This is a genomic window from Neorhizobium populisoli (genome assembly GCF_019430945.1).
In the GTDB taxonomy this organism is placed as follows: Bacteria; Pseudomonadota; Alphaproteobacteria; order Rhizobiales; family Rhizobiaceae; genus Neorhizobium; species Neorhizobium populisoli.
Genome location: NZ_JAHYCB010000004.1, coordinates 216,305 through 238,440, shown reverse-complemented (window position 1 = coordinate 238,440; position 22,136 = coordinate 216,305). Strand labels below are relative to the sequence as shown.

Genomic DNA, 22,136 nt, shown 5'->3' with positions numbered 1-22,136 from the left:
GGCTTATATTTCTCCTCCGCCGCGTGCATTTGCCGACGATTTCAGAATAGGCGCACAACCACGCCGTTGAAATAGACTTTTACAGGAGATACTTGTACTTTTCATGGATTGAGGAAAATCGGGAATGCCAAGCTTCGCACCGCCACAAAATGCTGCGCCGCACTTTGACATACACGCCCCGGCGCCAACCGAAGCACGGCTGTTTCGCGGCGCGCTGGGCGCGTCGGAATGGACATTTCGCGGAAAACGCAACCGCATCTTCCTGATCGCCTCCGGTTCCGGCCATATCAGGCTCGGGCGGCGCGAGGTGCCGCTATCCGGCCCGGCGATCATCTGGGCACCGGCCGGCGAAACGGGTTCGATCTTGTTCGAGGCCGGCTCGGAGGGTGCAGCCCTTGCCGTGCCGGATGTGACACTCGGCTCGGCCATGCCGACCGGCGCGGTGTTTGCCCAGGTGCGCGAGGCAATCGCCCGGCCGATCCTCGGCAACCGCCTCCCCGCACCCGATGCAAGACGAATGCTCGGGACGATTGCCACGATCGAACAGGAGTTGAAGGCCGATCAGCCGGGTGCTCAGGAGGTGATCCGCCACCACCTCGCCCTGCTTCTCCTCGCCATCTGGCGCCTCGCCGATCCGGTCAACGAACAGCCGCAGCCCTCGCCCCGCGCCATCGTGCGAGGCTTCGTGCATTTGGTGGAATTGCATATCCGTGACCATTGGACGATCCCGGACTATGCCAATGCATTGGGGGTCACCGCCGATCGCCTGAACACAGCAATCCGCCGTGCTACCGGCCGCACGCCGCAGGAGCTGATCCATGCCCGGCTGATGACGGAAGCGACCATGCTGCTCGACGGTTCGGCCCTACAGATCGCCGAGATCGCCGAAGCTCTCGGCTTCAAGGATGCCGCCTATTTCAGCCGCTTCTTCAAACGTATCGCTGGCCTCTCGCCGCGGGCGCATCGAGAGGGTGTGGCACTGAAAAAGATCAGGCCGGAAACGAGTTACGCGGCGTGGCCATGAGGGTCAGATGGATCGCCTTTCAGCGTCCACGACTGCCAAGCCGGCCAAAGCGAGCGCCGCATCCCGGGTTTTCGCGGCTGCGATAAAACGGCCATTGTGACAGAAACTGGCACCTTCGATCCCCGTTACCGTCTCGAGTTCACGCCCGCTCAACCCCGCCCAGGCAGCGGGAAGATCGGCGCGCAGCTCAAAACCCTCTTCCGCCCGCCGAATTCCTGTGAGGCACCAGTCGGTTTCACGGGGATGGACGACGAATAGCAGATGATCGGCGCCCGCTTTGACGATCGCCGCTCTGAACGGCATGCCGGTCGGCAGTTCGAGAACACGCCCGTCGCCAACGGAGGCTATCGCCGTCAACACCAATGCCTCCGCCCGCCTTTTTGCATGGATCACGCCGATCTTCGCTTCGACGAAGCTGCGGGCGATCCCCACTGCGGCATGGAATGCCCGGTCGGTCGCCTCGGGATCCTTCTCATCGAACACCGGCTTCAAGGTCTCGAGAAGGGATGGCAGGGTCAGGCCGGCCAACAAGCCGGCGCTGTCCGGGCTCAACGCGCCGTTGTCGACCAGGTCGATGGGCAACACGAAGCCGGCATCGAAAGCTGCATGCACGGGTTCCATGAATTCCGCCGGTACGGACAGAGCCGCCAGATAATCGCGACCGAAATGCTTCCAGACCAATCCGAACGAGCTGTAAGGCTGGCCATCGTCGCGCTGCGGCGCTCCGCGCTGATGATGATCGAAGATTCCCGAAGCCACGTCGTAAGTTCCGCCGACATCGTAGACGATGCGGTCGGCGCCTGCGGTGATCCACTCAGGCGCCCTGCTACGAACCAGTTGCGCTTCCGGGAAAAGCTGCATGAGGATGACGCTGGACAGGACTTCATCCGCATGAAAACCGCCGGAATGCGTAACGAGAAATTTCGGGCTCATGCCTGACCTTTTTGTTCGAAGATTCTTCAGCCGGCTGATAGCCAGTTTTGCATGTCTTCTCAATCCGCTCGATCACCCGACATGTCGCTTCCGCAATCAGCGTACGTCTTCGATCAACAGGACTTGAATTTTGCGGATCGGCTGGTCGCCCTACATAGGGTCTCAAGAGCTTGAGCTCGTCAGGGAGGAATCCGGTTTGTCGTTTCACAAAACCATCGCGTCTTTCGCCGTGCTGCTTGCACTTTCCGCCCCCGCCGTGGCGCAGCAGCGGGGCGGCGATGAAGGACGGGAGCGGCAGCGGCAACAGCCGTCCGAGCAAGCGGCTTCCGGCGGGCTTTTCAGCCTTATTCCGGCGGATTCGGCAACCGATCACGTCTTCAGATCGCAATCCGGCGACATGCCTTATACGGCAACTGCCGGTACGCTCGATCTTTTCGGGCAGGACGGCAATCGCACGGCAAAGATTTTCTATACCGCCTATATCGCCAAGGAGCGCAAGCCGGGGCGGCCGCTGACCTTTGCGTTCAACGGCGGACCGGGAGCGGCTTCCGCCTATCTGCATCTCGGCCTCGTCGGCCCGAAAATTCTCGAATTCGGCGCAAGCGGCGACAACGGCACGATGCCGGTGCTGAAGGACAATCCGGAAAGCTGGCTCGCATTCACCGATCTGATATTGATCGATCCGGTCGGCACCGGCTGGAGCCGGGCGGCCAGTAATGACGCTGCAGCAAGTTTCTACGGCGTTCGGCAGGATGCCGAGAGCCTTGCCAAGGCGATCGCGCTTTATGTTCAGAAGAACAACCGGCTGGATGCGCCAAAATACCTGCTGGGCGAAAGTTATGGCGGGTTCCGCGCCGCCAAGGTCGCGGTATCGATGAAGAATACGCAGGGCATGATCCCATCCGGGATCATCATGCTGTCGCCTTTGGTCGAAGGAAAGTTTCTCGCCAATTCCGACGATCCGGTCAGCGCCGCGTTGCAATTTTCGTCGCTCGCGGCTGCCGAGCTGGAGCGCAGGAATGCTTTCACGCCGGAGAAGCTGGCCGAGGCCGAACGATTCGCGATGACGGACTATCTCACCACGCTCGCCGGCCCTTCCCCGGCCGGGCAGGCGGCAGAGGGATTCTATACCCGGATTTCCGAACTGACCGGTATTCCCAAGGATGTCGTCGCCCGCACCCGCGGCTTCGTCGGCGACGTTTACGCCAAGCAGATGGCCGGCAAAGGCCGGGTTGTCAGCCCCTATGACGCATCTTATTCCGTTCCGGATGCCTATCCGGAAGATGCTTTCAACCGGAATGACGATCCGATCCTCGAAGGTTATACCCGCGCCTACGGCGCGGCCTTCGCGGCTTACGCCCGCAACGAGCTGAAATTCTCCAGTGACATGACCTATTCACTGCTGAATGAAGAGGTGAACCGGCGCTGGGAATGGAACGGCAGCCGTGGCGGGGATTCGCGCGCACTCGCCAGTGCCTCAACCGATATCCGCGACCTGCTCTCGGTCATTCCCGCCTTCCAGCTGATGATCGCCCATGGATACAGCGATGCGCTGACGCCCTACGGCGCGAGCCGTTACGTCATCGACCACCTGCCGCCGGAGCTTGCGGCTGGCCGGGCAGAGCTCAAGACCTATCGCGGCGGGCATATGTTCTACACCCGACCGGAATCTCGCCAGGGCTTTGCTGCGGATGTGAAGGCGTTCTACGAAAAGTCCGTCGCGGATTGAAGCCGATGGCTACCGACTACATCCGGTAAATCGCCGCAAGCTTTGAGAGGTCGGCGATTTTCAGCTCGGTTGCTTCCACATCTTCCCTCGGCGGCTTGAACCAGGTGCCGGCCTCGCGAATAGCGCTGGCATGTGGCTCCGGATAGCCTCCAAGCCCCAGCACCCACTGGCGCACGATTTCTCGTTCCATGCGGCCCGCAGCATAGCGGTCATGCATGGTCTTCGCCGAACTGATCAGGTCTTCAAGCCGCTTCATCAGTGTACCGAAGGCTCTTCGGCGGTCTCGCTGAAGAACGAACGAATGCCATCGCGCTCGACTGTCGCCAGGAATTCGTCGAAGGCTTCCCGATCCGTCGCGAAGGGCTCATCCCAGGTCGTGAGATCGTCTTCCTCGGTGACGACTTCCAGATTCCAGTCACCCTGTGTGCCGGCTGGGCGAAAGATATCGACAAGCACGGTCACGCCGTCATCTGTAAATTCGCCGGAAAGTTCGGAATGCTCGGTTTTCGGGACGTTGGTCTTCTTGGGCATCGGGTTTCCAGGTTGTCAGCGGCGACTCGAAGGCAACATTATCGACTTCAGATACACACATTTTATTCGAAAAGAGAGACAAGCAGACGACCTTTCAGTCGGAAGTTAATTTTTCGTCAAAGTCTTCCAAGCATCATTCGGCCTATTCCGGGAGGTAGCAGATATGACGATTGCACGCGTATTCGGCAAGCTTTCACCCGAGCAGATCATGCGGGAGGCGGAAAGGCTTGCCGCGCTTGAAAGCCTTGACATGCTGGACACGCCCCAGGACGAGGGCTTCGAGCGCTTTGTTCGGCTGATCCAGGAGATCTTCACCGTCGAGATCGGTCTCATCTCTTTCATGGACGCCCATCGGCAATGGTATAAATCCTGCGCCGGCTTCTCCATCAGCGAAGTACCGCGTGAGGAAACCTTCTGCCAGTATGTTGTGGCGTCCGAAGAGCCGATGATTGTGCAGGATGCCACGAAGGATCCGATATTTTCGCAGCATCCCGCCGTAACCGGCGATGCCCATGTCCGCTTTTATGCCGGGGTGCCGCTGAAGACGGCGGAAGGTCATGTTGTCGGCACCGTCTGCGCAATCGACAGGCGCGCCCGGTCGTTCAGCGCCCGCGACCTTAAAATCCTGGAGGAGCTCAGCGGCGCGGTCATGGATCGCCTGCTGCTGATGCAGTCCGCCGCAACAGACGGCCTCACGGGAGCGATGACGCGGCGTGCCTTTCGCGATGAAGCCGATCGCCAGCTTTCGATTGCGGCGCGTAATGCGCAAGGCCTGTCGTGCATCGTCCTCGATGTCGATCACTTCAAGCGGGTGAACGACACGAGCGGCCACGCGGCTGGCGATGTGGTCTTGAAAGCGGTCGCCGAGATCTGCCGGAAGAACCTGCGGACCGAAGACCTGTTCGGCCGGCTTGGAGGCGAGGAATTCGCACTCATCCTGCCCAAGATTGACCGTGAGGCCGCAATCGCGATCGCAGAAAGGCTGAGGGCGGCGCTGGAGGCCGAGACCATCATCATCGAGGACAAACCGCTCAAGGTGACAGCGAGTTTCGGCATCTCCGCGATCTCGATCGTCGGCAAGGACATCGAGACACTGCTCGCCCAGGCGGACGCCGCCATGTATCACGCCAAGAATGGCGGCCGGAATCGCTGTGTCTGCTGGACATCGGTCCAGTCGGAAAACACCGCCGGCACGCGCCGTCGCGTTCTGAAGGCAGGCTCGATCATCTTCAACAACCGCTGCTCGACGATCGATTGCACAATCAAGTCGCTTGGGGCAGACAGCGCCGCTCTGGTTCTTTCGAACTCTGCCGGCGTACCGCCGGAATTTGTTCTGGCGATCAAGGGCGAGGGTTTCGAGACGACGTGCAAGGTGATCGCCCAGGACCGCCAGAACCTTGAAGTGGTGTTCAAATAGCAACGCTCACGCGGCAAGAAACGACAATGCCGGTTATGTGATCCTGCGTGTGCCGCCCAGGACTTGCACGTGCTCCTGGTCGGTCGCTACATCCACCCTGCATTGATTTTCCAGAAAGATTCTGTCGCAAGATGACCAGCGAACATAAATTGTCGCGGCGCGCTTTCGTTTTGGGTTCGGTCTCGATGACCGCAGCCCTGGCGGGTTGCGCCACCACTTCCACCAAACCAGAGAACGTTCCCGTTCCCGCCCAGGTGAGCCGTCCGATCGTGCCGGCGTCCGAAGCCGAACTGCAGGCGCGCTACGCCGCGGTCGAAGACGCCGGCCATCTGATCCCGGCCGTGCCCTACGAGAAGATGGACCCGAAATATTACCGCCAGCGCGTCACCGACCCGACCGGCGAACTGCCGGGCACCGTCGTTGTCGATACGCCCGGCCGCTTCCTTTATGTCGTCGAGCCCGGCGGCACTGCGATGCGTTACGGCGTCGGCATCGGCCGTGACGGCTTTGCCTGGCAGGGCGAAGGCGTCATCCATTGGCGCCAGCCCTGGCCTCGCTGGAAGCCACCGTCGGACATGATCGCGCGGCAGCCTAACCTCGCGCGGTTTTCCGTCGAGAACGGCGGCATGGAGCCGGGCGTCAAGAACCCGCTCGGCGCCCGCGCGCTTTACATCTTCCAGAACGGCCAGGACACGCTTTACCGCCTGCACGGCTCGCCGGAATGGGCTTCGATCGGCAAGGCGACGTCCTCCGGCTGCGTGCGTCTGGTCAATCAGGATGTCATCGACCTCTATTCTCGGGTGCCCTACCACGCCCGCATCGTCGTGCATCAGGATGCGTTGAGGTCGGTTTCAGCATAAGAACCTCATGACGGCGTCGCTGGCCCGCCCGGCGATGCTGTCTTCCCGACTTCGTCTCTTGTAATGAAACCGAACGCCGCACCGAGCGAATCGGGCGAGGATTGGAGCCGAAGGATTACGCTCGACTTGGAAGACGAAACGCCGACATCTGATACGCCGACGCCGCGCATGTTTTCCTGGGCCCGCAATTCGGCGATCTACCGCCTGGAGCGGCGGATGCACACCGAAAAACAGCTATACGACGCGATTGCCCGCAAGGCCCGGCAGAAATTCGAAGGCATCAGCGACCTGCAGGTCAAGGCGCTTGCCGATTTCGCGGTGAAATTCGCCTATGACATCAAGGTGCTGGACGACGTCGCCTTTGCCGAAATCAGCACGCGCTCCGGCGTGCGTGGCGGCAAATCCAAACGGATGATCGCCCAGAAACTGTCGCAGAAGGGCATTGCCGTCGTCACTGTCGCAGAGGCCGTTGCCGATGCGGACGATTTCTATGCCGCCGTCGTCCTTGCCCGCAAGCGTGCCTTCGGCCCGTTTCGCAAAGTCGAGCTCGATGAAAAGCGGAAAGTGAAAGAGCTTTCAGCCTTTGCCCGCGCCGGCTTCGGCTTCCAGATCGGCAAGCGGGTTTTCGATATGACGCTGGAAGACGCCGAAGAGGCGCTCGATGCCGGCCGCCATCTTTGAACCCGCATTCGACGGTCAGCCGGACCCGTCAGGCCTGTTTTAATGCCGGATCGTCCATTGCCGGATTGTAGAAGAGCGACAGTGTCAGGCTTCGTGCAATCCGTTCCGCCGTGGCCATGAACCAGTCTTTCGCTTCCCGGCTTGGGGCGATGTCGTCCAGCGTTGCGGCAAACAGTTCCAGCCATTTTGGGAAAAGCTCGGCGGTCAGGTTGGAGACGCCGTGATGCGCCTGCACGGGCTTGCCGCCATAGGCGCCATTGCGGAAAGCGACAGCCGACCAGAAGCTCTTCATCTTTTCCATATGCTCCGGCCAGCGGCCGGAAAGCCGGGCGTCGAACACGGGACCGAGTTCGACATGCGCAAGCACGCGGCCGTAAAACGTCTCGACCAGAGTGCTTATGAAGGCCTGATCGATACCGATCGCCTTCATCTCGGCCTCAGCCCCTTCGCGTATCGCCGCAATATGGGCGGCGCGGCCCTGCAATTCAGTGTCCATCTCGAAACCCCGGTTCGACCGCATCAGCGGCCATACCCGATATAGGCCTCTCGGAAGCGTCTCCAAAGAACGAACTGCAGGTTGCGACGATGTGTCAGCACTGCTGCGAAGAACTAGTCGAGGTAGATCGGATTGCTGATCGCTCGCCGCAGCGGCTGGTTGGCCATGTCGACACCCTGCAATTGCCAGGGCAAAGAACGCCCTTGCAGCGCTGCCGAAAATTCCGCCATCAGCCGCTCGCGGCTCGCCGCTGCAATGATCTCGGCACGCAAAAAAGTCTTCGGACAGCCGGTGAACCGGCCCGTCCAGTCTTCCGCGCCGATCGTTTCAGTCGCAAGCACGCCGGTAGCGTCGATCCAGGCGAGCGTGTCGCCCTCCGCCCGCTTGGTCTGTGCCTCGGCGATCACCTCGCCCCGTGTCGTCGAGCCCATCGGCTCGCCGTTGGCGGTGAGAGCAAGATGCGGCCCGTTCGGGCTTTCCGTCACGTAACCGCGCCCGGCCTTCATCGCCGCAAGGATCGCATCTTCCGAAAGTTCGTAGAGCCATAGCACCGTCGTGGGGCGGGCGAGAACCAGCGGCCCTTCCGGCATCAGCCGCGCCGGCTGGTGGAAATCGCTGCCGCCAATGGCCGAAATCTTCAGGCCCGACGCAAGCCGCTCCTGATAGCGGCCGAGAGACACCCAGTTCCATGCCATCCAGTGCGATTGCCAGACTTCCATGCAGTCGATCTGCGGCAGGTCGTAATCCCACTGGATCGTCGGCTTGTCGTGATTGATCGAGAGCAGGCCGCCATGTTCGCGCACCAGCCGCGACAGCGTGTGGGCGTGTTCCGCCTTGGTCATGCGGAAATCGATCCAGTCATCGACGCCATAGACATTGGCGTGACCGACGGCGGTGGTCACCTCCATCGCCCGCACGAAAACCAGTTCCGGTGAGGAATGCGGATGGAAATAACGCCGCTGGGTGATCGTATTGTGATCGGCGATGGCGAGGAAATCGAGCCCCGCCTGTTTGGCCGCCGCATGCAGCAGTTCCGGCGAGCCTGCCGCGTCCGAATGGAATGTGTGGCAATGCAGATCGCCGCGATACCAGCCGGCACCGTGACGCACTGGGAAGGTGCGAGCCGGTGGGGGCAAGAGTTCGCGCGGCGCACTGTTGAAGACGACCGTGACCAGAACATCGGCACCGGATGACGGGACCTTGTAAAGGCCAAGCATGACCTTCCATATGCCGGCCTGGATTTCACCATGGATATAACCCGGCGTCGCGTCATCGGTCGCGACGAAGAAGCGGTCGCGCGCGCCACCGCTCCAGCCGCGAAAACCGGCCGCGGTCGGATAGTCGGTGGCGCGAGGATCGAGCATGCCGAGGTCGATGATGCAATCATCGGCCTTCGGATAACTCATCGCCACATCAATGCGCGTGGTGCCAGCTGGGATATCGACCGGCACGTAGAAATACGGATCGGCCGCCTGATCGGCGCGAGTCACGTGGACGTTGATCTCGACCATGCGTATTACTCGCCGATCTCAGGGATGCGCGCGCCGGTGTCATCGAACAGCGTTACATGGCGCGTATCGAAGGCGAGGGTCACGTGATCATCAGTGCGGATTTCATCGTCCGTGAAGATACGCGCAGTGACGCGGCCGCCATCGGCGCGTTCCATCGTAACGAGACTTTCCGGCCCCATGTTCTCGTTGGCGAACAACTTGCCGGTAATCGTGTTGGCATCGCCAGCCTCGGCCATCCGCAGATGCTCCGGGCGGACACCGAGCGTCATTTTGCCCTTGGCCGCAGCCTTGGCGATGTCATCCGACAAGGGAAGTCCCGTCAGCGTCAGCCCATCGGCACGCAACCGCAACTGCCCGCCATCGACCATTGCTTCCACCGGCACGAGGTTCATTGGCGGGTTGCCGACGAAATTCGCGACGAAGGTCGTGGCGGGACGCCGATAGATTTCGATCGGCGGCGCGAACTGCACGATGCGGCCCTTGTCCATCACTGCGATACGGGTCGCAAGCGCCATGGCCTCCGCCTGATCGTGGGTCACGTAGACGGCGGTCATCCCCATGTCGCGCTGCAGGTGGTTGAGAAAGCCGCGCGCTTCGAGGCGCAGCTTGGCGTCGAGGTTCGAAAGCGGCTCATCGAAGAGATAAACCTGGCTCGGATAGACCAGCGCGCGGGCAAGCGAGGTGCGCTGCTGCTGGCCGCCGGAAATCTGGCTCGGCAGGCGCTTCATCAGGTCGCCGATCTTCAGCACGTCCGCCACTTCCTTGGCGCGGGCATGGCGTTTGTCCTCGGCCTCGCCGCGCACCTTCAGCGGATAGGCGATGTTGTCGGCAAGATTCATATGCGGATAGAGCGCATAGTCCTGAAAGACCATGGAGATCTGCCGGTCCTTGGGGTGCAGATAGGTGACGTCCTTGCCACCAATCAGCACCTTGCCGCCGGAGGGCGTTTCCAGCCCGGCGATCATCCGCAGGCTGGTCGTCTTGCCGCAACCGGACGGGCCGAGCAGGCAGACGAACTCGCCATCGGCGATCGAGAAGCTGATATCCGGCACCGCGGTGAACGAGCCGAAGGTTTTGGAGACGTTCTGGAATTCAACTGAAGCCATGAGAAAAGTCCAATTACGACTTGATGCCGCCGAAGAACCGGAAGCCGAACTTCCAGTTCACGAACAGGTAAAGCACGATGACGGGCAGCGAGTAGATGAGCGAATAGGCGGCAAGCAGCGTGACGATCGGCGTGCCGGCCTCCGAATAGAAGGAGTAGATGGCGACTGAGGCCGGCATCAGCGTATCTTTGCGGAGCAGAATGAACGGGATCAGGAAGCTGCCCCAGATGTTCACGAAGGCCCAGACGACGACGACCACGATGCCCGGCCGGATCACCGGCAGCGCCACATCGAAGAAGGTCTGGATCGGCGAGGCGCCGGCCACCATCGCGCTTTCCTCGTAGGACTTCGGGATGGCGTCGATGAAATCGCGCAGGATGAACATCGCGGTCGGCAGCAGCCCGCCGGCAAAGACCAGGATGACGGCGAGATGCGTATCGATCAGGCCTATCGCCGAAATGATCAGGAAGATCGGCACCATGGCCGCCGAGCCGGACACGACGGAAGAAAAGAGCAACAGGATATAGGTAACCGCACGCTTGCCCGGAATGGAGGAGCGCGACAGCGCATAGGCAGCCAGCGTCGCCGCACCGCCGACGAGAATGACGCCACCGAAGGCCTGAATCAGGCTGTTCAACAGCGCGTGCATGGCAAAGCTGTTCTGGAACACCGTCACGAAGTTCGACAGCGTGAACGGCGATGGAATGGCAAGGCCGAGTTCCGCGCGCGCATTGAACGGCGCAAAAATGAACCAGACCAGCGGCAGCGCGAAGACCACGCCGACCAGCGAGGCGGCGACCGAGAAGATTGCGCGACGCATATAGATGCTGCGGGAGATCTGCATCACTCGGCCTCCGCTTTCTTCTTCTTGGCGATCTGCAGGTAGATGAGCGCGAAGGCGAGGTTGATCAGCATGATGACGACACCGACCGCCGCACCGCGACCGAATTCGAAATCCTTGAAGGCGACCCGATAGGTGTAGATCGACAGGAGCTCGGTTCGGTAAGACGGCCCGCCGTTGGTCAGGAGGAACGGCGTGAAGACGTTGAATGTCCACATGGTGATGAGGATGAGGTCCGTCACTACATGGCCGCGGATCAAAGGCAGCGCGATATCGCGGAGCTTCTGCCACGAACTCGCGCCGGCAACATCCGCCGCCTGGAAATAGCTTGGCGGGATGGACTGGAAGGCGGAGTTGAACAGCATCATCGAGAAGGCGGCGCCGCGCCAGGTGTTGAAGATCACGATCACCCAGAACGGCTGCTGCAGCAGCCAGTCGCCGGGCGGCAGGCCGAGCGAGCGCATGATCATGTTGAGCGTGCCGTTGTCGTAGTCGAGGAAAGCGAACCAGGCGAAGCCGATCACCACTTCCGGCAGGATCCAAGCGGCGATGACCGCCGTCTGCAGGAAATTCTTGAGCGTCGGCGAAACGGACTGGCTGAGCCAGGCGAGGATCAGCCCTAGCAATGCCTGCCCGATCAGCGCCGAAAAGATCACGAACTGCACCGTAAGGATCAGCGAAAAGCCGAACTGGCCGCGCGTGAAGAAGGTCGCGGGATTGAACAGGGTGAAATAGTTCTGCAGCCCGACGAAATCGGGATCGACGGCCGTGCGGCCGAGCAGCGTTCTGTTGGTGAAGGAAACGACGATCACCCAGAAGAACGGGATGATGACGAAAACGCCGACCAGCGCGGCGGCGGGAGCGAGAAACACCGCGCCCGCGCGCGTGGAAAGCAGAGAGAATTTTTTCATGCGCGATTACCCCGTGGCAGCGCCTGCCGCGACGCGGAGGCCGACTTCGCCGGCCTCCATTTGATGCTGACGATCAGAGACGGCTGATCGTGTTCTTTTCTCCGACGATCGCGGTGACCGCTTCCTTGTACTGCTTCATCGCAGCTTCCGGCGTCAGTTCGCCGGAAACGACGGCCTCGGTCATGCGCTGGATTTCGGCGGAGACCTTGTTGTAGTTGGCATCGTTCGGGCGAGCCGTCGTGAACGGCAGCAGCGTCTTGGCGGTCTCGGTCAGGAAAGGCGAGTTCGGGATCGCCACGTCATTGCGGATACGGATGGCCGGTTGGATTTCTTGGAAGGCGGTCAGCTGTTCCTGGCTGTTCATGAAGGAGAGCAGAGCCCAGGCCTCTTTCGGAGCGTCCGTGTGAGGATTGATGACGAAACCGGTACCGCCGGAGATCGTCACGAAATCCTGACCGCGCAGACCACGGCCCGGCTTTTCGGACGGCATCTTCTTCCAGGTCATGGTGTTGTCGCGGTCGGCTACCGCAAATTCCGCGCCCGGACGGGTGACGGAGCGGTAGAACCAGTCGCTTTCGATCAGCATCGCCGTCTTGCCATCGCGGAAGTTCGCGAAGGTGCGATTGCGACCGTCGCCCAGCATCTGAGCGCGCTGGTCACCCAGCTTGTCGTCGACATAAACCGTCTTGTAGAGCTTCAGCGTATCGAGAATGCCCTGGCTGGAAACGATATATTTGCCGCTTTCGTCGGTGACCTGTTCGCCGGTGCCGAGCAGTGCCATCCAGTAGCCCTGCATTGTAGTCGCCTCACCCATCGAGACGCCGGCATTGAGCTGCAGGGGGAAGCTTGCCGGATCGGCGGCTTTCAGCTTGCGGGCGGCATCGAGCAGTTCCGCCCAGGACTTCGGCTGCCAGCTGTCGGCATCGAGGCCGGCCTTCTTGAACAGGTCCTTGCGCACAAAAATCATGCGGGCATCGGTGCCGAGCGCGATGCCATAAGGCTTGCCCTGATAGCTCATCAGCGCCTTGGTGCCGTCGGAAATATGGCTCCAGCCATCCCACTTGGCGACGTCGGGACCGCCGATCTCATCGAGCGGCTTCAGAAGGCCACCTTGCACAAAGCTGGGGATCAGGAAGCCGTCGAAGCCCGAAACGTCAGCACCAGCACCGCTGGAAAAGTCCAGCGCGAGCTGCTGGGTCAGCTGTTCGTCAGCGCCGCCGAACTGCGTCAGCTTGACGGCAACGTCCTTGCCCTCGGCCTTCATCTTGGCAGTGAAGGCGGGAATAACCTTCTTCTCGATCCACTCCGCCATGCCGCTGTTGACGCCGCCGATGACGCAGCGGCAGGTGATGTTGAGTTCGGTCGCCGCCATGGCCTGGCTCGACAGCGCGATCGCCGCCGAGGCGCCCAGCAACAGAGAACGTATGCTCTTGCGCATGTGAATTCCTCCCAAAATTGGTCCGTGCCCGGACACGCTGGTGCGGTGCATCGCGGCTGCCGGAACCCTCCTCCAGACATGCCTCACCTCATCCAGCCCTTAGAGTGAACACGTTTTCATTTTTGTCAACTCCACTTGAGGGAGGCAAAACCGAATTTGACTCAAGAATGCGCAAATAATGCCTATATCCGCATATTCGCGCGGGCAATGCTTGACGCCTTTTCTTTATGGCCTCATTGTAAGTGAACACGTTTTCATTTTGATGATACAATCATGAGCGAACGAAACGACAGGAAAAGCGCCCGCGCCACAGCCGATCTCGTGGCACGCGAAGCGAATGTCTCACGCGTCGCAGTCTCGCGCGCCTTCAATCCGAATGCTTCGCTGAAGCCGGAAAAGCGCGACCGCATCCTGCAGATCGCCCGCGAACTGAACTATACGCCGGATATGGCGGCCCGCTCGCTCGTCACCCGCCGCTCACATCTGGTCGGCATGATCGTGCCGGATGTCTGTTCGCCCTGGGAGAGCCAGGAGATCGACACACTGACCACGGCGCTGCAGGCCGAAGGTTTCGCCACCCTGCTGTTCAAGGCAAAAGCCGATTTCAGCATGGACCATACGCTGCTCACCTATATGCGCGGTTTCAACCCGGACTCGGTCATCGCCTTCACCGAGAATGTCGAACCTGACGTGCTGACCGGTTTTCTAGACCGTGCCGTGCCGATCTACGTCATCTATGACGACGGCGCGCAATTCGCGGACAAGTCCTCCAGTCTCTACGACCGTCTGCTGGTGCGCCAGCGGGATGGCATCGAACAGGCGATCGCGCTGTTGCAGGGCTATGGCGTGCGCCGCGTCGCCTATCTCGGCGGCAAGCGGCAGTCGCTCGCCAACCGGGAGCGCGAGCGGATGATCACCGAAATCCTCGCCGAACGCGGCATGCAGCCCCCGACCGTCATCGACAGCGACTATACCTATGACACCGCCTATAGGGCTACGCTCGATCTCTTTCGGGTCGAGGATGGCGCCGATGCGATCTTCGCCGCCAACGACGTCGGCGCCTTCGGGGCGATTGATGCCTTGCGCCACGATCTTGGCCTTTCGGTACCGGGCGACGTCAAGGTCGTCGGCTTCGACGACATCCCACAGTCGCACTGGAAGGCCTACAATCTCACCACTGTCCGGATCGATCTCGAGGACCGCGTACGCGCCCTCGTGCGCCTCATCCTCCGGCGCCTCAGGAACCCCGAAGACGGCCCGTTGACGGAGACGCTCGGGACGCGGCTCGTCGTGCGCGGCACGGTGGGTTGAATGGAATTGATCGGCTGATTGAAATGGAAATGACAGAAAAACGCGTACATCTGGTCTTCAAGACCCATCTCGATATCGGGTTTACGGATCACGCAGAGAAGATCCGCAAACAATATCACGAGCGGTTCATTCCGCAGGCGATCGAGACCGGCGCGCATTTCTTCGCCGAGAACCCTGTCGAGCCGCGCTTCATCTGGACGACCGGCGCCTGGTTGATCTGGGATCACCTCAATTCGCGCTCGCCGGACGAGGTCAAACGCCTGGAACAGGCGATCGAGCGCGGCCTGATCCGCTGGCACGGCCTGCCCTATACGACCCATACGGAACTGATGTCGCCCGCACTTCTGCGCGCTGGCCTGTCCTATTCGCAGGAACTCGACCGCCGTTTCGGCAAGACGACGATCGCAGCCAAGATGACCGATGTGCCGGGCCATACGCTCGGTATGGTGCCGCTCTTGGCCGAAGCCGGCATCCGCTTCCTGCATCTCGGCGTCAATACCGCATCTCCGCCGCCGAATGTGCCGGATGTATTCCGCTGGCGGGCTCCGGATGGTGAGGAAATCGTCGTCATGTACCAGCGCTCCTATGGCGAGACCTATTTCCCGGACGGGATGAGCGACGCGCTGAGCTTTGCCCATACGAGCGACAATATCGGCCCGCAGAGCGTGGCGCAGACCGCCGACGTCTATCGCGAGATGCGCCACCTGGCGCCGGGAGCGGCCATCCGCGCTGCAACGCTGGAAGACTATGGCCAGCTTCTCTGGGATGCTCGCGAACGTTTCCCGGTCCTTGACATCGAGCTCGGGGACAGTTGGATTCACGGCAGCGCTACGGACCCGCAGAAGACAGCGCGTTTCCTTGCGCTTCAGCGCCTCTACGACAGGTTCGCAGCGGAGGACCTGACCCCAAACCGCCTCGCTTTCGGCCGTGGACTTGCCATGGTTGCCGAACATACATGCGGCGTGGACATCAAAACCTATCTGCGGGACGACAAGGCATGGTCGCGCAAGGATTTCGAGGCGGCCCGCGCAACGGATTATCGGTTCGCCTATTCTGAGGCCTCCTGGGCGGAACAGCGGGCCTATATCGATCAGGCTGTTTCGGCACTGGAAGGGGCAGATCGCAAGGCCGCAGATGAAGCCGTGGCCGCTCTGACGGTACCTGCTTCTCTCAAAATCAGCCGAAATTCCAAGACACTAACCGTGGGGGCATGGTCCGCCGATCTCGACCCCAAGACCGGCGACATAACCGCCATCGTCACTCCGACAGGCCGGAAGATCGCCGGTCACGACAGCTCCTTGATCGGTTACCGCTATGAAAGCTACGACGCCGCCGATATGGCCCGTCATATGGATACCTACCTGACACACCGGCAGGAATGGGCGATCCTCGACCACGACAAGCCGGGCCTTGAAGCATCCGGCGCAGGACTTTCGAAAATCTTTACGCCCTCTCTGGACGCAGCGGAAGGGGCAGCCGCAATCCTTTCGCTCCCCGATGAGGCGAGCACCCTCTTGGGAGCCGCGCCACTGGTTTCCCTGCGCTTGGCGGAAGATGGCGACGCGCTGCTTCTGACGCTCGTCATGCACGGCAAACCCGCCAACCGCATGCCGGAAGCGAGCTTCCTATCCTTTACTCCAGCTGAAACTTCGGACTGGAGCTTGAAGAAGATGGACCTGTGGCACGCCTCGGATCGAATCGCTGAAAGCGGCGGCGCCCAGCTTCAGGCCGTGAGCGCCGTAAAGGGTACATCGGCAGACGGCGTGTTGACGATCGAGCCGCTGGATACACCCCTTGTCGCGCCGCAGAGCTGCGATTTCATGACCTTCTGCACGACACGCCCGAGCTTCGCCAAAGGCATCCGCTTCAACCTGCACAATAATAAATGGGGCACCAATTTCCCGATGTGGTGCGAGGGAGATATCGTGGCCCGGTTCAGGATCGCCTATTCAGCATAAGCTTTAAAAGCAACGCCTGTTTGCCTCCCTAACCGATTGCAACCATATTCATATCTTGAGAGCAGGCTTGACAAGCCCCTCCTGCCTGTATTTTATTCAAGCACGCGGATTAGGCATTCCGCATTAAATGACTCCTATAGTCGCCGGGCAGTTTCGCCCCATGATGCCCCGCCCTTGCGGCGGGACCGCGTCATGGGGTTTTTGGTTTTTTGGGTATTCGAATGATTGAGCCGCTGAAAATCGGCATTCTTTATTCCAGGACAGGTCCTTACGGCGCGCTCGGACGCGACGCCTGGGATGCAGCGGAATTTGCCCTTTCGGAATATCGCGCCAATGGCGGCCGGCAGATCGAGTTCTGCTTTTTTGACCCACGCGCCGATCTTTCCGCCTATCTGGAAGGCGCCCGCAGCCTGATCCGCGACCAGGGTTGCCGTCACATCATCGGCACGATCACATCCTCGGCCCGCAAAGAAGTCATCCCGCTGGTGGAGAAACACGACGGGCTGCTATGGTATATGTGCCCGTTCGAAGGCTTCGAGGCGAACGAAAACGTCATTTATCTCGGCAGCTGCCCGAACCAGCATCTCATCCCGCTGTTCGATTACCTGATCCCGCGTCACGGCGCCCGGCCTTATCTCGCCGGTGCCAACTATGTCTGGGGCTGGGAAATGAACCGGCTGGCCCGCGAGCTCGTCGCCAATGCCGGCGGTGAAGTGCTCGGCGAACGTTATCTGCCGCTCGAAGAGACGGCGGTGGAACGCATCGTCGCCGACATTGCCGAGAAGCGACCGAGTTTCATCCTCAACAATTTCATCGGCCCGTCCAGCTATGCCTTCCTCGCCGCCATGCATGAATTGGGAAAGCGCGATCCGGCCTTCCTGCCGGAAAATTGCCCTATCGCCAGCTGCGACCTGACCGAATGCGAGCTGGATGATATCAAGGCCGGTGTAGCGATCGGCCAGCTTTCGGCTTTGCCCTATTTCGACAGCCTGAGCTCGGCCGAGAACCGCGCCTTCCAAGCCCGCCTGCGCACATGGCAGCCTGAGCCACGCAAAGTCTCCAGCATTTTCGCCAGCGCCTATGCCGCCGTCACGCTTTGCATTGCAGCAATCGAGGCTAGCGGCAGCGATGAGCCGGCGGCGGTTCGGCGGGAAATCGTCTCCCGCATCTGGCCGTCTGTGCTCGGCAATATTGCCTTCGATCCGGCCACCAATCACGCCGCCCTGCCCTTCCATCTCGGCCGGATCAATGCCGAAAACGGGTTTGACGTGATCGCCTCACGGCCGGCAATCGTTGCCGACCCTTATCTCGCCCGCGGCACCCAGAAGCCTACGCCGCATCTGAGGGTGGTGTCATGATCAGCCACACGCCCAATTTCACCGGCTGGAGCGCCGCCATCCTGCACCGGGAAGACAGCAATACCGAGCGACTGATGCGCCAGTTCGGCCTGCTCGGCATTCGCGCCACCCAGCAATGGTTGCCGCTCGCGGCCGCCGACTTGCCGGATATCGTTCTGGTCGATGCGGACCAGGGGTTCGACGATCTTCTGCCCTGGGAAAAGGAAAATCCGCCGAAGCCGGTCGTGGCACTGCTCGGCTCGGAAGCACCGGGCCGTATCGCCTGGGCGCTTGGCTGCGGCGCAGGCGCCATCATCGCCAAGCCGATCGCCACTTCCGCCGTTTATCCGGCACTGGTCATGGCGCTTTCGATCCACGAAGAGCGAAAAGCCGTCGCTGACAAGCTTCAGCATCTGGAAGAACGTGTCCGCCTTCGCCCCCTCGTGCATGCCGCCGTCGAGAAGTTGATGGCAGCCCGTAAGCTTGACGAGGAGGGCGCCTACCGCCTGTTGCGCGACTGCGCCATGCGTCGCCGCTTGCCGATGGAACAGATCGCCGCCTTTATTCTCGGCGGTGCTGAGCCTCTGCCGGAGGCAATCTGATGCATGTGTTGAAGTCACTCGTCCGCCAGCCCACCGCGCTGTTCGGGCTTGTCATCGTGCTGGCAGTCATCGTGCTGGCCGTTGCTGCCCCATGGATCGCGCCGTTCGATCCCGATAATCAGATGTTCGATGGCCTGTCGCTGGAAGGCGCGCCGCTGCCGCCCGGCGGTGATTTCCTGCTCGGCACTGATACGCTCGGCCGCGACCTCTTCTCCCGTTTGTTGTTCGGTGCACGCACATCGCTGATCATCGGCCTCGTGGCAAACGGAATCGCGGTCGGCATCGGCCTCCTCGTCGGCATCGTCGCCGGTTACCTGCGCGGTTTCCTCGGCACACTTCTGATGCGCTTCACCGACCTTATGATGGCCTTTCCGGCGCTGCTACTGGCGATCGTTCTCGCAGCACTCCTGAGGCCGAGCCTCTGGATCGTCGCGATGGTGATCGCCATGGTCAACTGGGTGCAGATCGCCCGCATCGTCTATACGGAGACGCGCGGCCTGGTGGAGCGGGATTTCATCATGGCCGAGCGTTCGCTCGGCGCCGGCCATGGTCGCATCCTGTTCCTGCACATCCTGCCGCATCTGATCCCGACGGCGATCGTCTGGGGCACGCTCGGCATCGCCACGACCGTGCTGCTCGAAGCGACGCTGTCCTTCCTCGGTATCGGCGTGCAGCCGCCGCAGCCGTCCTGGGGCAATATCATCTTCGAAAGCCAGAGCTACTTTCAGGCGGCACCCTGGCTGGTCTTTTTCCCCGGCGCGATCATCCTGCTCACCGCCCTTTCCTTCAATCTGGTCGGTGATGCGCTGCGCGACATTCTTGATCCGACACAGCGGGGGAGAGGCTGATGGCATTTCTCTTTTTCCGGCGTCTCGTGCAGATAGCGTTGATCCTGCTCGGCGTGGCCGCGATCACCTTCCTGCTGCTTTACGCGCTGCCGGCCGATCCGGCGCGAATGATCGCGGGCCGCAGCGCGACCGCGCAGACTGTCGCAAATATCCGCCGCGAACTTGGCCTCGACCAGCCGTTCCTCGTGCAGTTCTGGACCTACCTTACCAATCTGCTACAAGGCAATCTCGGCCGTTCCTACGCCCAGAAGACCGATGTTGCGACGCTGATTGTCGCCCGCCTGCCGGCGACGCTGACGCTGATGCTGGCCGGCATCGTCGTGGAAGTCATGCTCGGCCTTCTGCTCGGCACCATTGCCGCCGTTCGCCGCGGCGGAATAGTCGACCGGCTGGTGATGATGGCCTCCTTTGTCGGCGTTTCCGCACCGCAATTCGTCGTCGCACTGCTGCTTCTTTATGTCTTTGCAGCCACGCTCGGCTGGTTCCCGATGAGCGGTTACGGCACGTTCGCGCATGTGGTCCTGCCCGCATTGACGCTCGGCGTGCTCGGTGCCGGCTGGTATGCCCGCATGGTGCGCTCGGCGATGATCGACGTGCTGAACCAGGATTATGTGCGCACCGCCCGCGCCAAGGGGCTTTCCGCCCGCCGCATCATCTTCCGCCACGCGCTGCCGAACGCCATTCTGCCGATCATCGCCATGATCGGCATCGATATCGGCCAGTTCATGGGCGGTGTCGTGGTCGTCGAAGCCGTCTACGGCTGGCCGGGCATCGGCCAGCTGGCCTGGCAGGCGATCCAGCAGGTGGACATTCCGATCATCATGGGCGTGACGCTGACGTCTGCGCTCGCCATTGTTCTCGGCAACCTGCTTGCCGATCTCATTGCGCCGGTCATCGACCCGCGTATCCGCACCCGTTGACCGCAAACCAGAGAGAAGGGGAACTAAAATGTTCAAACGCTGGCTTCGACAGACGACTGTCGCGACCATGGTCGCGCTTGCACCGATGGCCGCCATGGCCCAATCCGTCACCCAGGGCGGCGATGTCGTCGTCACCTTCAAGGATGACGTCACCACGCTCGACCCGGCGATCGGTTACGACTGGAACAACTGGTCGATGATCAAGAGCCTCTTTTCCCGCCTGATGGACTATGAGCCGGGCACGTCCAAGCTCGTTCCGTCGCTGGCGGAAAGTTTTACCGTTTCGCCGGACGGCCTGACCTATACGTTCAAGCTCCGCAAGGGTGTAAAATTTTCGAACGGCCGCGAAATGGTCGCTTCCGACGTGAAATACTCTATCGAGCGCGCCGTCGATCCGAAGACGCAAGGACCGGGCGCCGGCTTCTTCGGTGCGATCAAGGGACATGAGGACCTGACGGCCGGCAAGGCAACCGGTCTCGAAGGCATTACCACGCCGGATGCCGGCACCGTCGTCTTCACCCTGTCGCGCCCCGACGCGACCTTCCTGCATGTGATGGCGATCAACTTCGCCTCCGTCGTGCCGAAGGAAGCGGTCGAGGCGGCCGGCGGCGATTTCGGCAAGAAGCCGGTCGGTTCGGGCACGTTCACGCTCAAGGAATGGACGATCGGCCAGCGGCTGGTGTTCGAGAAGAACCCGAACTACTACGTCAAGGACATGCCGCATGTCGACAAGTTCACCGTCGAAGTCGGCCAGGAGCCGCTGGTGGCGCTGCTGCGCCTGCAGAAGGGCGAGGTCGATATCGCCGGCGACGGCATTCCGCCGGCAAAGTTTCTGGAAATCAAGAACTCCGCCGACGGCGCCAAGATGATCGTCGACGGCGAGCAGCTGCACACCGGTTATGTGACGCTCAACACCAAGGTGAAGCCCTTCGACAACGTCAAGGTTCGCCAGGCGATGAACATGGCGATCAACAAGGATCGCATCACCCGTATCCTGAATGGCCGCGCAACGCCCGCCAACCAGCCGCTGCCGCCGGCAATGCCGGGTTACGACAAGGGCTTCAAGGGTTATGCCTATGACGTCGCGAAGGCTAAAGCCCTGCTTGCCGAAGCCGGCTTCCCGAACGGCTTCGAAACCGTGCTCTATTCGACCAATACCGATCCGCAGCCGCGTATCGCCCAGGCGATCCAGCAGGATCTTGCGGCAGTCGGCGTGAAGGCGGAAGTCCGGGCGCTCGCACAGGCGAACGTCATCGCGGCCGGCGGCACCGAAGGTGAAGCGCCGATGATCTGGTCGGGCGGCATGGCCTGGATCGCCGACTTCCCGGATGCGTCAAACTTCTACGGCCCGATCCTCGGCTGCGCCGGCGCGGTGCCGGGCGGCTGGAACTGGTCGTGGTACTGCAACAAGGACCTCGACGCCCGCGCGGTTGCGGCCGACTCGATGTCCGACCCGGCCAAGGGTGCGGAGCGCACCGCCGCCTGGGGCAAGGTCTTCACCGACATCATGGCCGATGCACCGTGGATCCCGGTCATCAACGAACGCCGCGTCGTGGCCAAGTCGATGCGCATGGGCGGTGGTGACAACATCTACATCGACCCGACCCGCGTCATCAATTACGACGCGATTTATGTGACGAAGTAAGCATTCCATTGGCGGCGGCCCCTCATACGGCTGCCGC

General features: G+C 61.3%; 21 protein-coding genes. 12 read left to right on the top strand and 9 right to left on the bottom strand.

What is annotated here, in order from left to right:
• Positions 1-124 precede the first annotated feature (124 nt).
• The gene (locus KX729_RS12275) at positions 125-1,024 is read left to right on the top strand and encodes a helix-turn-helix domain-containing protein (RefSeq protein WP_219742750.1); all 900 of its coding nucleotides are present in this window, start codon (positions 125-127) and stop codon (positions 1,022-1,024) included.
• Positions 1,025-1,027: 3 nt separating this feature from the next.
• On the opposite strand, the gene KX729_RS12270 is transcribed toward KX729_RS12275, so the two are convergent.
• Entirely contained in the window at positions 1,028-1,957 is a 930-nt protein-coding gene (locus KX729_RS12270; protein WP_219742749.1) for an MYG1 family protein, read from the bottom strand.
• A 196-nt stretch (positions 1,958-2,153) separates the two neighbouring features.
• Here KX729_RS12270 and KX729_RS12265 point away from each other — a divergent pair, with 196 nt between their 5' ends.
• Complete coding sequence (locus tag KX729_RS12265; protein ID WP_219742748.1) at positions 2,154-3,686, top strand: S10 family peptidase; 1,533 nt, start codon at positions 2,154-2,156, stop codon at positions 3,684-3,686.
• Between the two features lie 16 nt (positions 3,687-3,702).
• Here KX729_RS12265 and KX729_RS12260 read toward each other — a convergent pair whose 3' ends face one another.
• Both KX729_RS12260 and KX729_RS12255 read right to left on the bottom strand, forming a co-directional pair.
• Positions 3,703-3,942 carry a hypothetical protein gene (locus KX729_RS12260; RefSeq protein WP_219742747.1) on the bottom strand — a complete coding sequence of 80 codons (240 nt, stop codon included), beginning with the start codon at positions 3,940-3,942 and terminating at the stop codon, positions 3,703-3,705.
• The gene (locus KX729_RS12255; RefSeq protein WP_219742746.1) at positions 3,942-4,217 is read right to left on the bottom strand and encodes a hypothetical protein; all 276 of its coding nucleotides are present in this window, start codon (positions 4,215-4,217) and stop codon (positions 3,942-3,944) included. Before KX729_RS12255 ends, KX729_RS12260 begins: the two co-directional genes overlap by 1 nt.
• A 163-nt stretch (positions 4,218-4,380) precedes the next feature.
• Here KX729_RS12255 and KX729_RS12250 point away from each other — a divergent pair, with 163 nt between their 5' ends.
• From KX729_RS12250 to recX, 3 genes are all read left to right on the top strand, one after another.
• Entirely contained in the window at positions 4,381-5,634 is a 1,254-nt protein-coding gene (locus KX729_RS12250) for a sensor domain-containing diguanylate cyclase (protein ID WP_219742745.1), read from the top strand.
• A gap of 131 nt (positions 5,635-5,765) precedes the next feature.
• A complete protein-coding gene (locus KX729_RS12245) occupies positions 5,766-6,494 on the top strand; it encodes a L,D-transpeptidase (protein WP_219742744.1) in 729 nt (242 codons plus the stop codon).
• A 126-nt stretch (positions 6,495-6,620) separates the two neighbouring features.
• Positions 6,621-7,175 (top strand): recombination regulator RecX, encoded by a 555-nt coding sequence (recX, locus tag KX729_RS12240; RefSeq protein ID WP_219742743.1) that lies wholly within the window; start codon positions 6,621-6,623, stop codon positions 7,173-7,175.
• Between the two features lie 28 nt (positions 7,176-7,203).
• Here the strand turns inward: recX and KX729_RS12235 are convergent, their stop codons facing one another.
• The 6 genes from KX729_RS12235 to KX729_RS12210 form a co-directional block, all read right to left on the bottom strand.
• Entirely contained in the window at positions 7,204-7,671 is a 468-nt protein-coding gene (locus tag KX729_RS12235; RefSeq protein ID WP_219742742.1) for a group III truncated hemoglobin, read from the bottom strand.
• Positions 7,672-7,784: 113 nt separating this feature from the next.
• Positions 7,785-9,182: a CehA/McbA family metallohydrolase gene (locus KX729_RS12230; RefSeq protein ID WP_219742741.1), complete on the bottom strand. Its 1,398-nt coding sequence runs from the start codon at positions 9,180-9,182 to the stop codon at positions 7,785-7,787.
• 5 nt (positions 9,183-9,187) lie between these two features.
• On the bottom strand, positions 9,188-10,288 hold the full coding sequence (locus KX729_RS12225; protein ID WP_219742740.1) for an ABC transporter ATP-binding protein: 1,101 nt from the start codon (positions 10,286-10,288) through the stop codon (positions 9,188-9,190).
• A gap of 13 nt (positions 10,289-10,301) precedes the next feature.
• Positions 10,302-11,132 carry a carbohydrate ABC transporter permease gene (locus tag KX729_RS12220; RefSeq protein WP_219742739.1) on the bottom strand — a complete coding sequence of 277 codons (831 nt, stop codon included), beginning with the start codon at positions 11,130-11,132 and terminating at the stop codon, positions 10,302-10,304.
• A complete protein-coding gene (locus KX729_RS12215) occupies positions 11,132-12,040 on the bottom strand; it encodes a carbohydrate ABC transporter permease (protein WP_219742738.1) in 909 nt (302 codons plus the stop codon). The genes KX729_RS12220 and KX729_RS12215 overlap by 1 nt, the downstream gene beginning before the upstream one ends.
• Positions 12,041-12,113: 73 nt before the next feature.
• Positions 12,114-13,478: an extracellular solute-binding protein gene (locus tag KX729_RS12210; protein WP_219742737.1), complete on the bottom strand. Its 1,365-nt coding sequence runs from the start codon at positions 13,476-13,478 to the stop codon at positions 12,114-12,116.
• Positions 13,479-13,751: 273 nt separating this feature from the next.
• Here KX729_RS12210 and KX729_RS12205 point away from each other — a divergent pair, with 273 nt between their 5' ends.
• The 7 genes from KX729_RS12205 (at position 13,752) to KX729_RS12175 (ending at position 22,099) form a co-directional block, all read left to right on the top strand.
• A complete protein-coding gene (locus KX729_RS12205) occupies positions 13,752-14,789 on the top strand; it encodes a LacI family DNA-binding transcriptional regulator (protein ID WP_219742736.1) in 1,038 nt (345 codons plus the stop codon).
• A gap of 29 nt (positions 14,790-14,818) precedes the next feature.
• The gene (locus tag KX729_RS12200; protein ID WP_219742735.1) at positions 14,819-16,747 is read left to right on the top strand and encodes a DUF5054 domain-containing protein; all 1,929 of its coding nucleotides are present in this window, start codon (positions 14,819-14,821) and stop codon (positions 16,745-16,747) included.
• A gap of 221 nt (positions 16,748-16,968) precedes the next feature.
• A complete protein-coding gene (locus KX729_RS12195; protein ID WP_219742734.1) occupies positions 16,969-18,105 on the top strand; it encodes a transporter substrate-binding protein in 1,137 nt (378 codons plus the stop codon).
• Complete coding sequence (locus KX729_RS12190) at positions 18,102-18,686, top strand: ANTAR domain-containing response regulator (protein ID WP_246617563.1); 585 nt, start codon at positions 18,102-18,104, stop codon at positions 18,684-18,686. The genes KX729_RS12195 and KX729_RS12190 overlap by 4 nt, the downstream gene beginning before the upstream one ends.
• A complete protein-coding gene (locus tag KX729_RS12185; protein ID WP_219742733.1) occupies positions 18,686-19,534 on the top strand; it encodes an ABC transporter permease in 849 nt (282 codons plus the stop codon). The genes KX729_RS12190 and KX729_RS12185 overlap by 1 nt, the downstream gene beginning before the upstream one ends.
• The gene (locus KX729_RS12180) at positions 19,534-20,454 is read left to right on the top strand and encodes an ABC transporter permease (RefSeq protein WP_219742732.1); all 921 of its coding nucleotides are present in this window, start codon (positions 19,534-19,536) and stop codon (positions 20,452-20,454) included. Before KX729_RS12185 ends, KX729_RS12180 begins: the two co-directional genes overlap by 1 nt.
• A 28-nt stretch (positions 20,455-20,482) precedes the next feature.
• On the top strand, positions 20,483-22,099 hold the full coding sequence (locus KX729_RS12175) for an ABC transporter substrate-binding protein (RefSeq protein WP_219742731.1): 1,617 nt from the start codon (positions 20,483-20,485) through the stop codon (positions 22,097-22,099).
• The last annotated feature ends 37 nt before the right edge of the window (positions 22,100-22,136 follow it).

Excerpts from the sequence above, each read along its gene's own strand:
- KX729_RS12275 (WP_219742750.1), top strand. The coding sequence starts at position 125 with ATGCCAAGCTTCGCACCGCCACAAAATGCTGCGCCGCACTTTGACATA.
- KX729_RS12270 (WP_219742749.1), bottom strand. The coding sequence starts at position 1,957 with ATGAGCCCGAAATTTCTCGTTACGCATTCCGGCGGTTTTCATGCGGAT.
- KX729_RS12260 (WP_219742747.1), bottom strand. The coding sequence starts at position 3,942 with ATGAAGCGGCTTGAAGACCTGATCAGTTCGGCGAAGACCATGCATGAC.
- KX729_RS12255 (WP_219742746.1), bottom strand. The coding sequence starts at position 4,217 with ATGCCCAAGAAGACCAACGTCCCGAAAACCGAGCATTCCGAACTTTCC.
- KX729_RS12250 (WP_219742745.1), top strand. The coding sequence starts at position 4,381 with ATGACGATTGCACGCGTATTCGGCAAGCTTTCACCCGAGCAGATCATG.
- KX729_RS12245 (WP_219742744.1), top strand. The coding sequence starts at position 5,766 with ATGACCAGCGAACATAAATTGTCGCGGCGCGCTTTCGTTTTGGGTTCG.
- KX729_RS12235 (WP_219742742.1), bottom strand. The coding sequence starts at position 7,671 with ATGGACACTGAATTGCAGGGCCGCGCCGCCCATATTGCGGCGATACGC.
- KX729_RS12230 (WP_219742741.1), bottom strand. The coding sequence starts at position 9,182 with ATGGTCGAGATCAACGTCCACGTGACTCGCGCCGATCAGGCGGCCGAT.
- KX729_RS12225 (WP_219742740.1), bottom strand. The coding sequence starts at position 10,288 with ATGGCTTCAGTTGAATTCCAGAACGTCTCCAAAACCTTCGGCTCGTTC.
- KX729_RS12220 (WP_219742739.1), bottom strand. The coding sequence starts at position 11,132 with ATGCAGATCTCCCGCAGCATCTATATGCGTCGCGCAATCTTCTCGGTC.
- KX729_RS12215 (WP_219742738.1), bottom strand. The coding sequence starts at position 12,040 with ATGAAAAAATTCTCTCTGCTTTCCACGCGCGCGGGCGCGGTGTTTCTC.
- KX729_RS12210 (WP_219742737.1), bottom strand. The coding sequence starts at position 13,478 with ATGCGCAAGAGCATACGTTCTCTGTTGCTGGGCGCCTCGGCGGCGATC.
- KX729_RS12205 (WP_219742736.1), top strand. The coding sequence starts at position 13,752 with ATGAGCGAACGAAACGACAGGAAAAGCGCCCGCGCCACAGCCGATCTC.
- KX729_RS12200 (WP_219742735.1), top strand. The coding sequence starts at position 14,819 with ATGACAGAAAAACGCGTACATCTGGTCTTCAAGACCCATCTCGATATC.
- KX729_RS12195 (WP_219742734.1), top strand. The coding sequence starts at position 16,969 with ATGATTGAGCCGCTGAAAATCGGCATTCTTTATTCCAGGACAGGTCCT.
- KX729_RS12190 (WP_246617563.1), top strand. The coding sequence starts at position 18,102 with ATGATCAGCCACACGCCCAATTTCACCGGCTGGAGCGCCGCCATCCTG.
- KX729_RS12185 (WP_219742733.1), top strand. The coding sequence starts at position 18,686 with ATGCATGTGTTGAAGTCACTCGTCCGCCAGCCCACCGCGCTGTTCGGG.
- KX729_RS12180 (WP_219742732.1), top strand. The coding sequence starts at position 19,534 with ATGGCATTTCTCTTTTTCCGGCGTCTCGTGCAGATAGCGTTGATCCTG.
- KX729_RS12175 (WP_219742731.1), top strand. The coding sequence starts at position 20,483 with ATGTTCAAACGCTGGCTTCGACAGACGACTGTCGCGACCATGGTCGCG.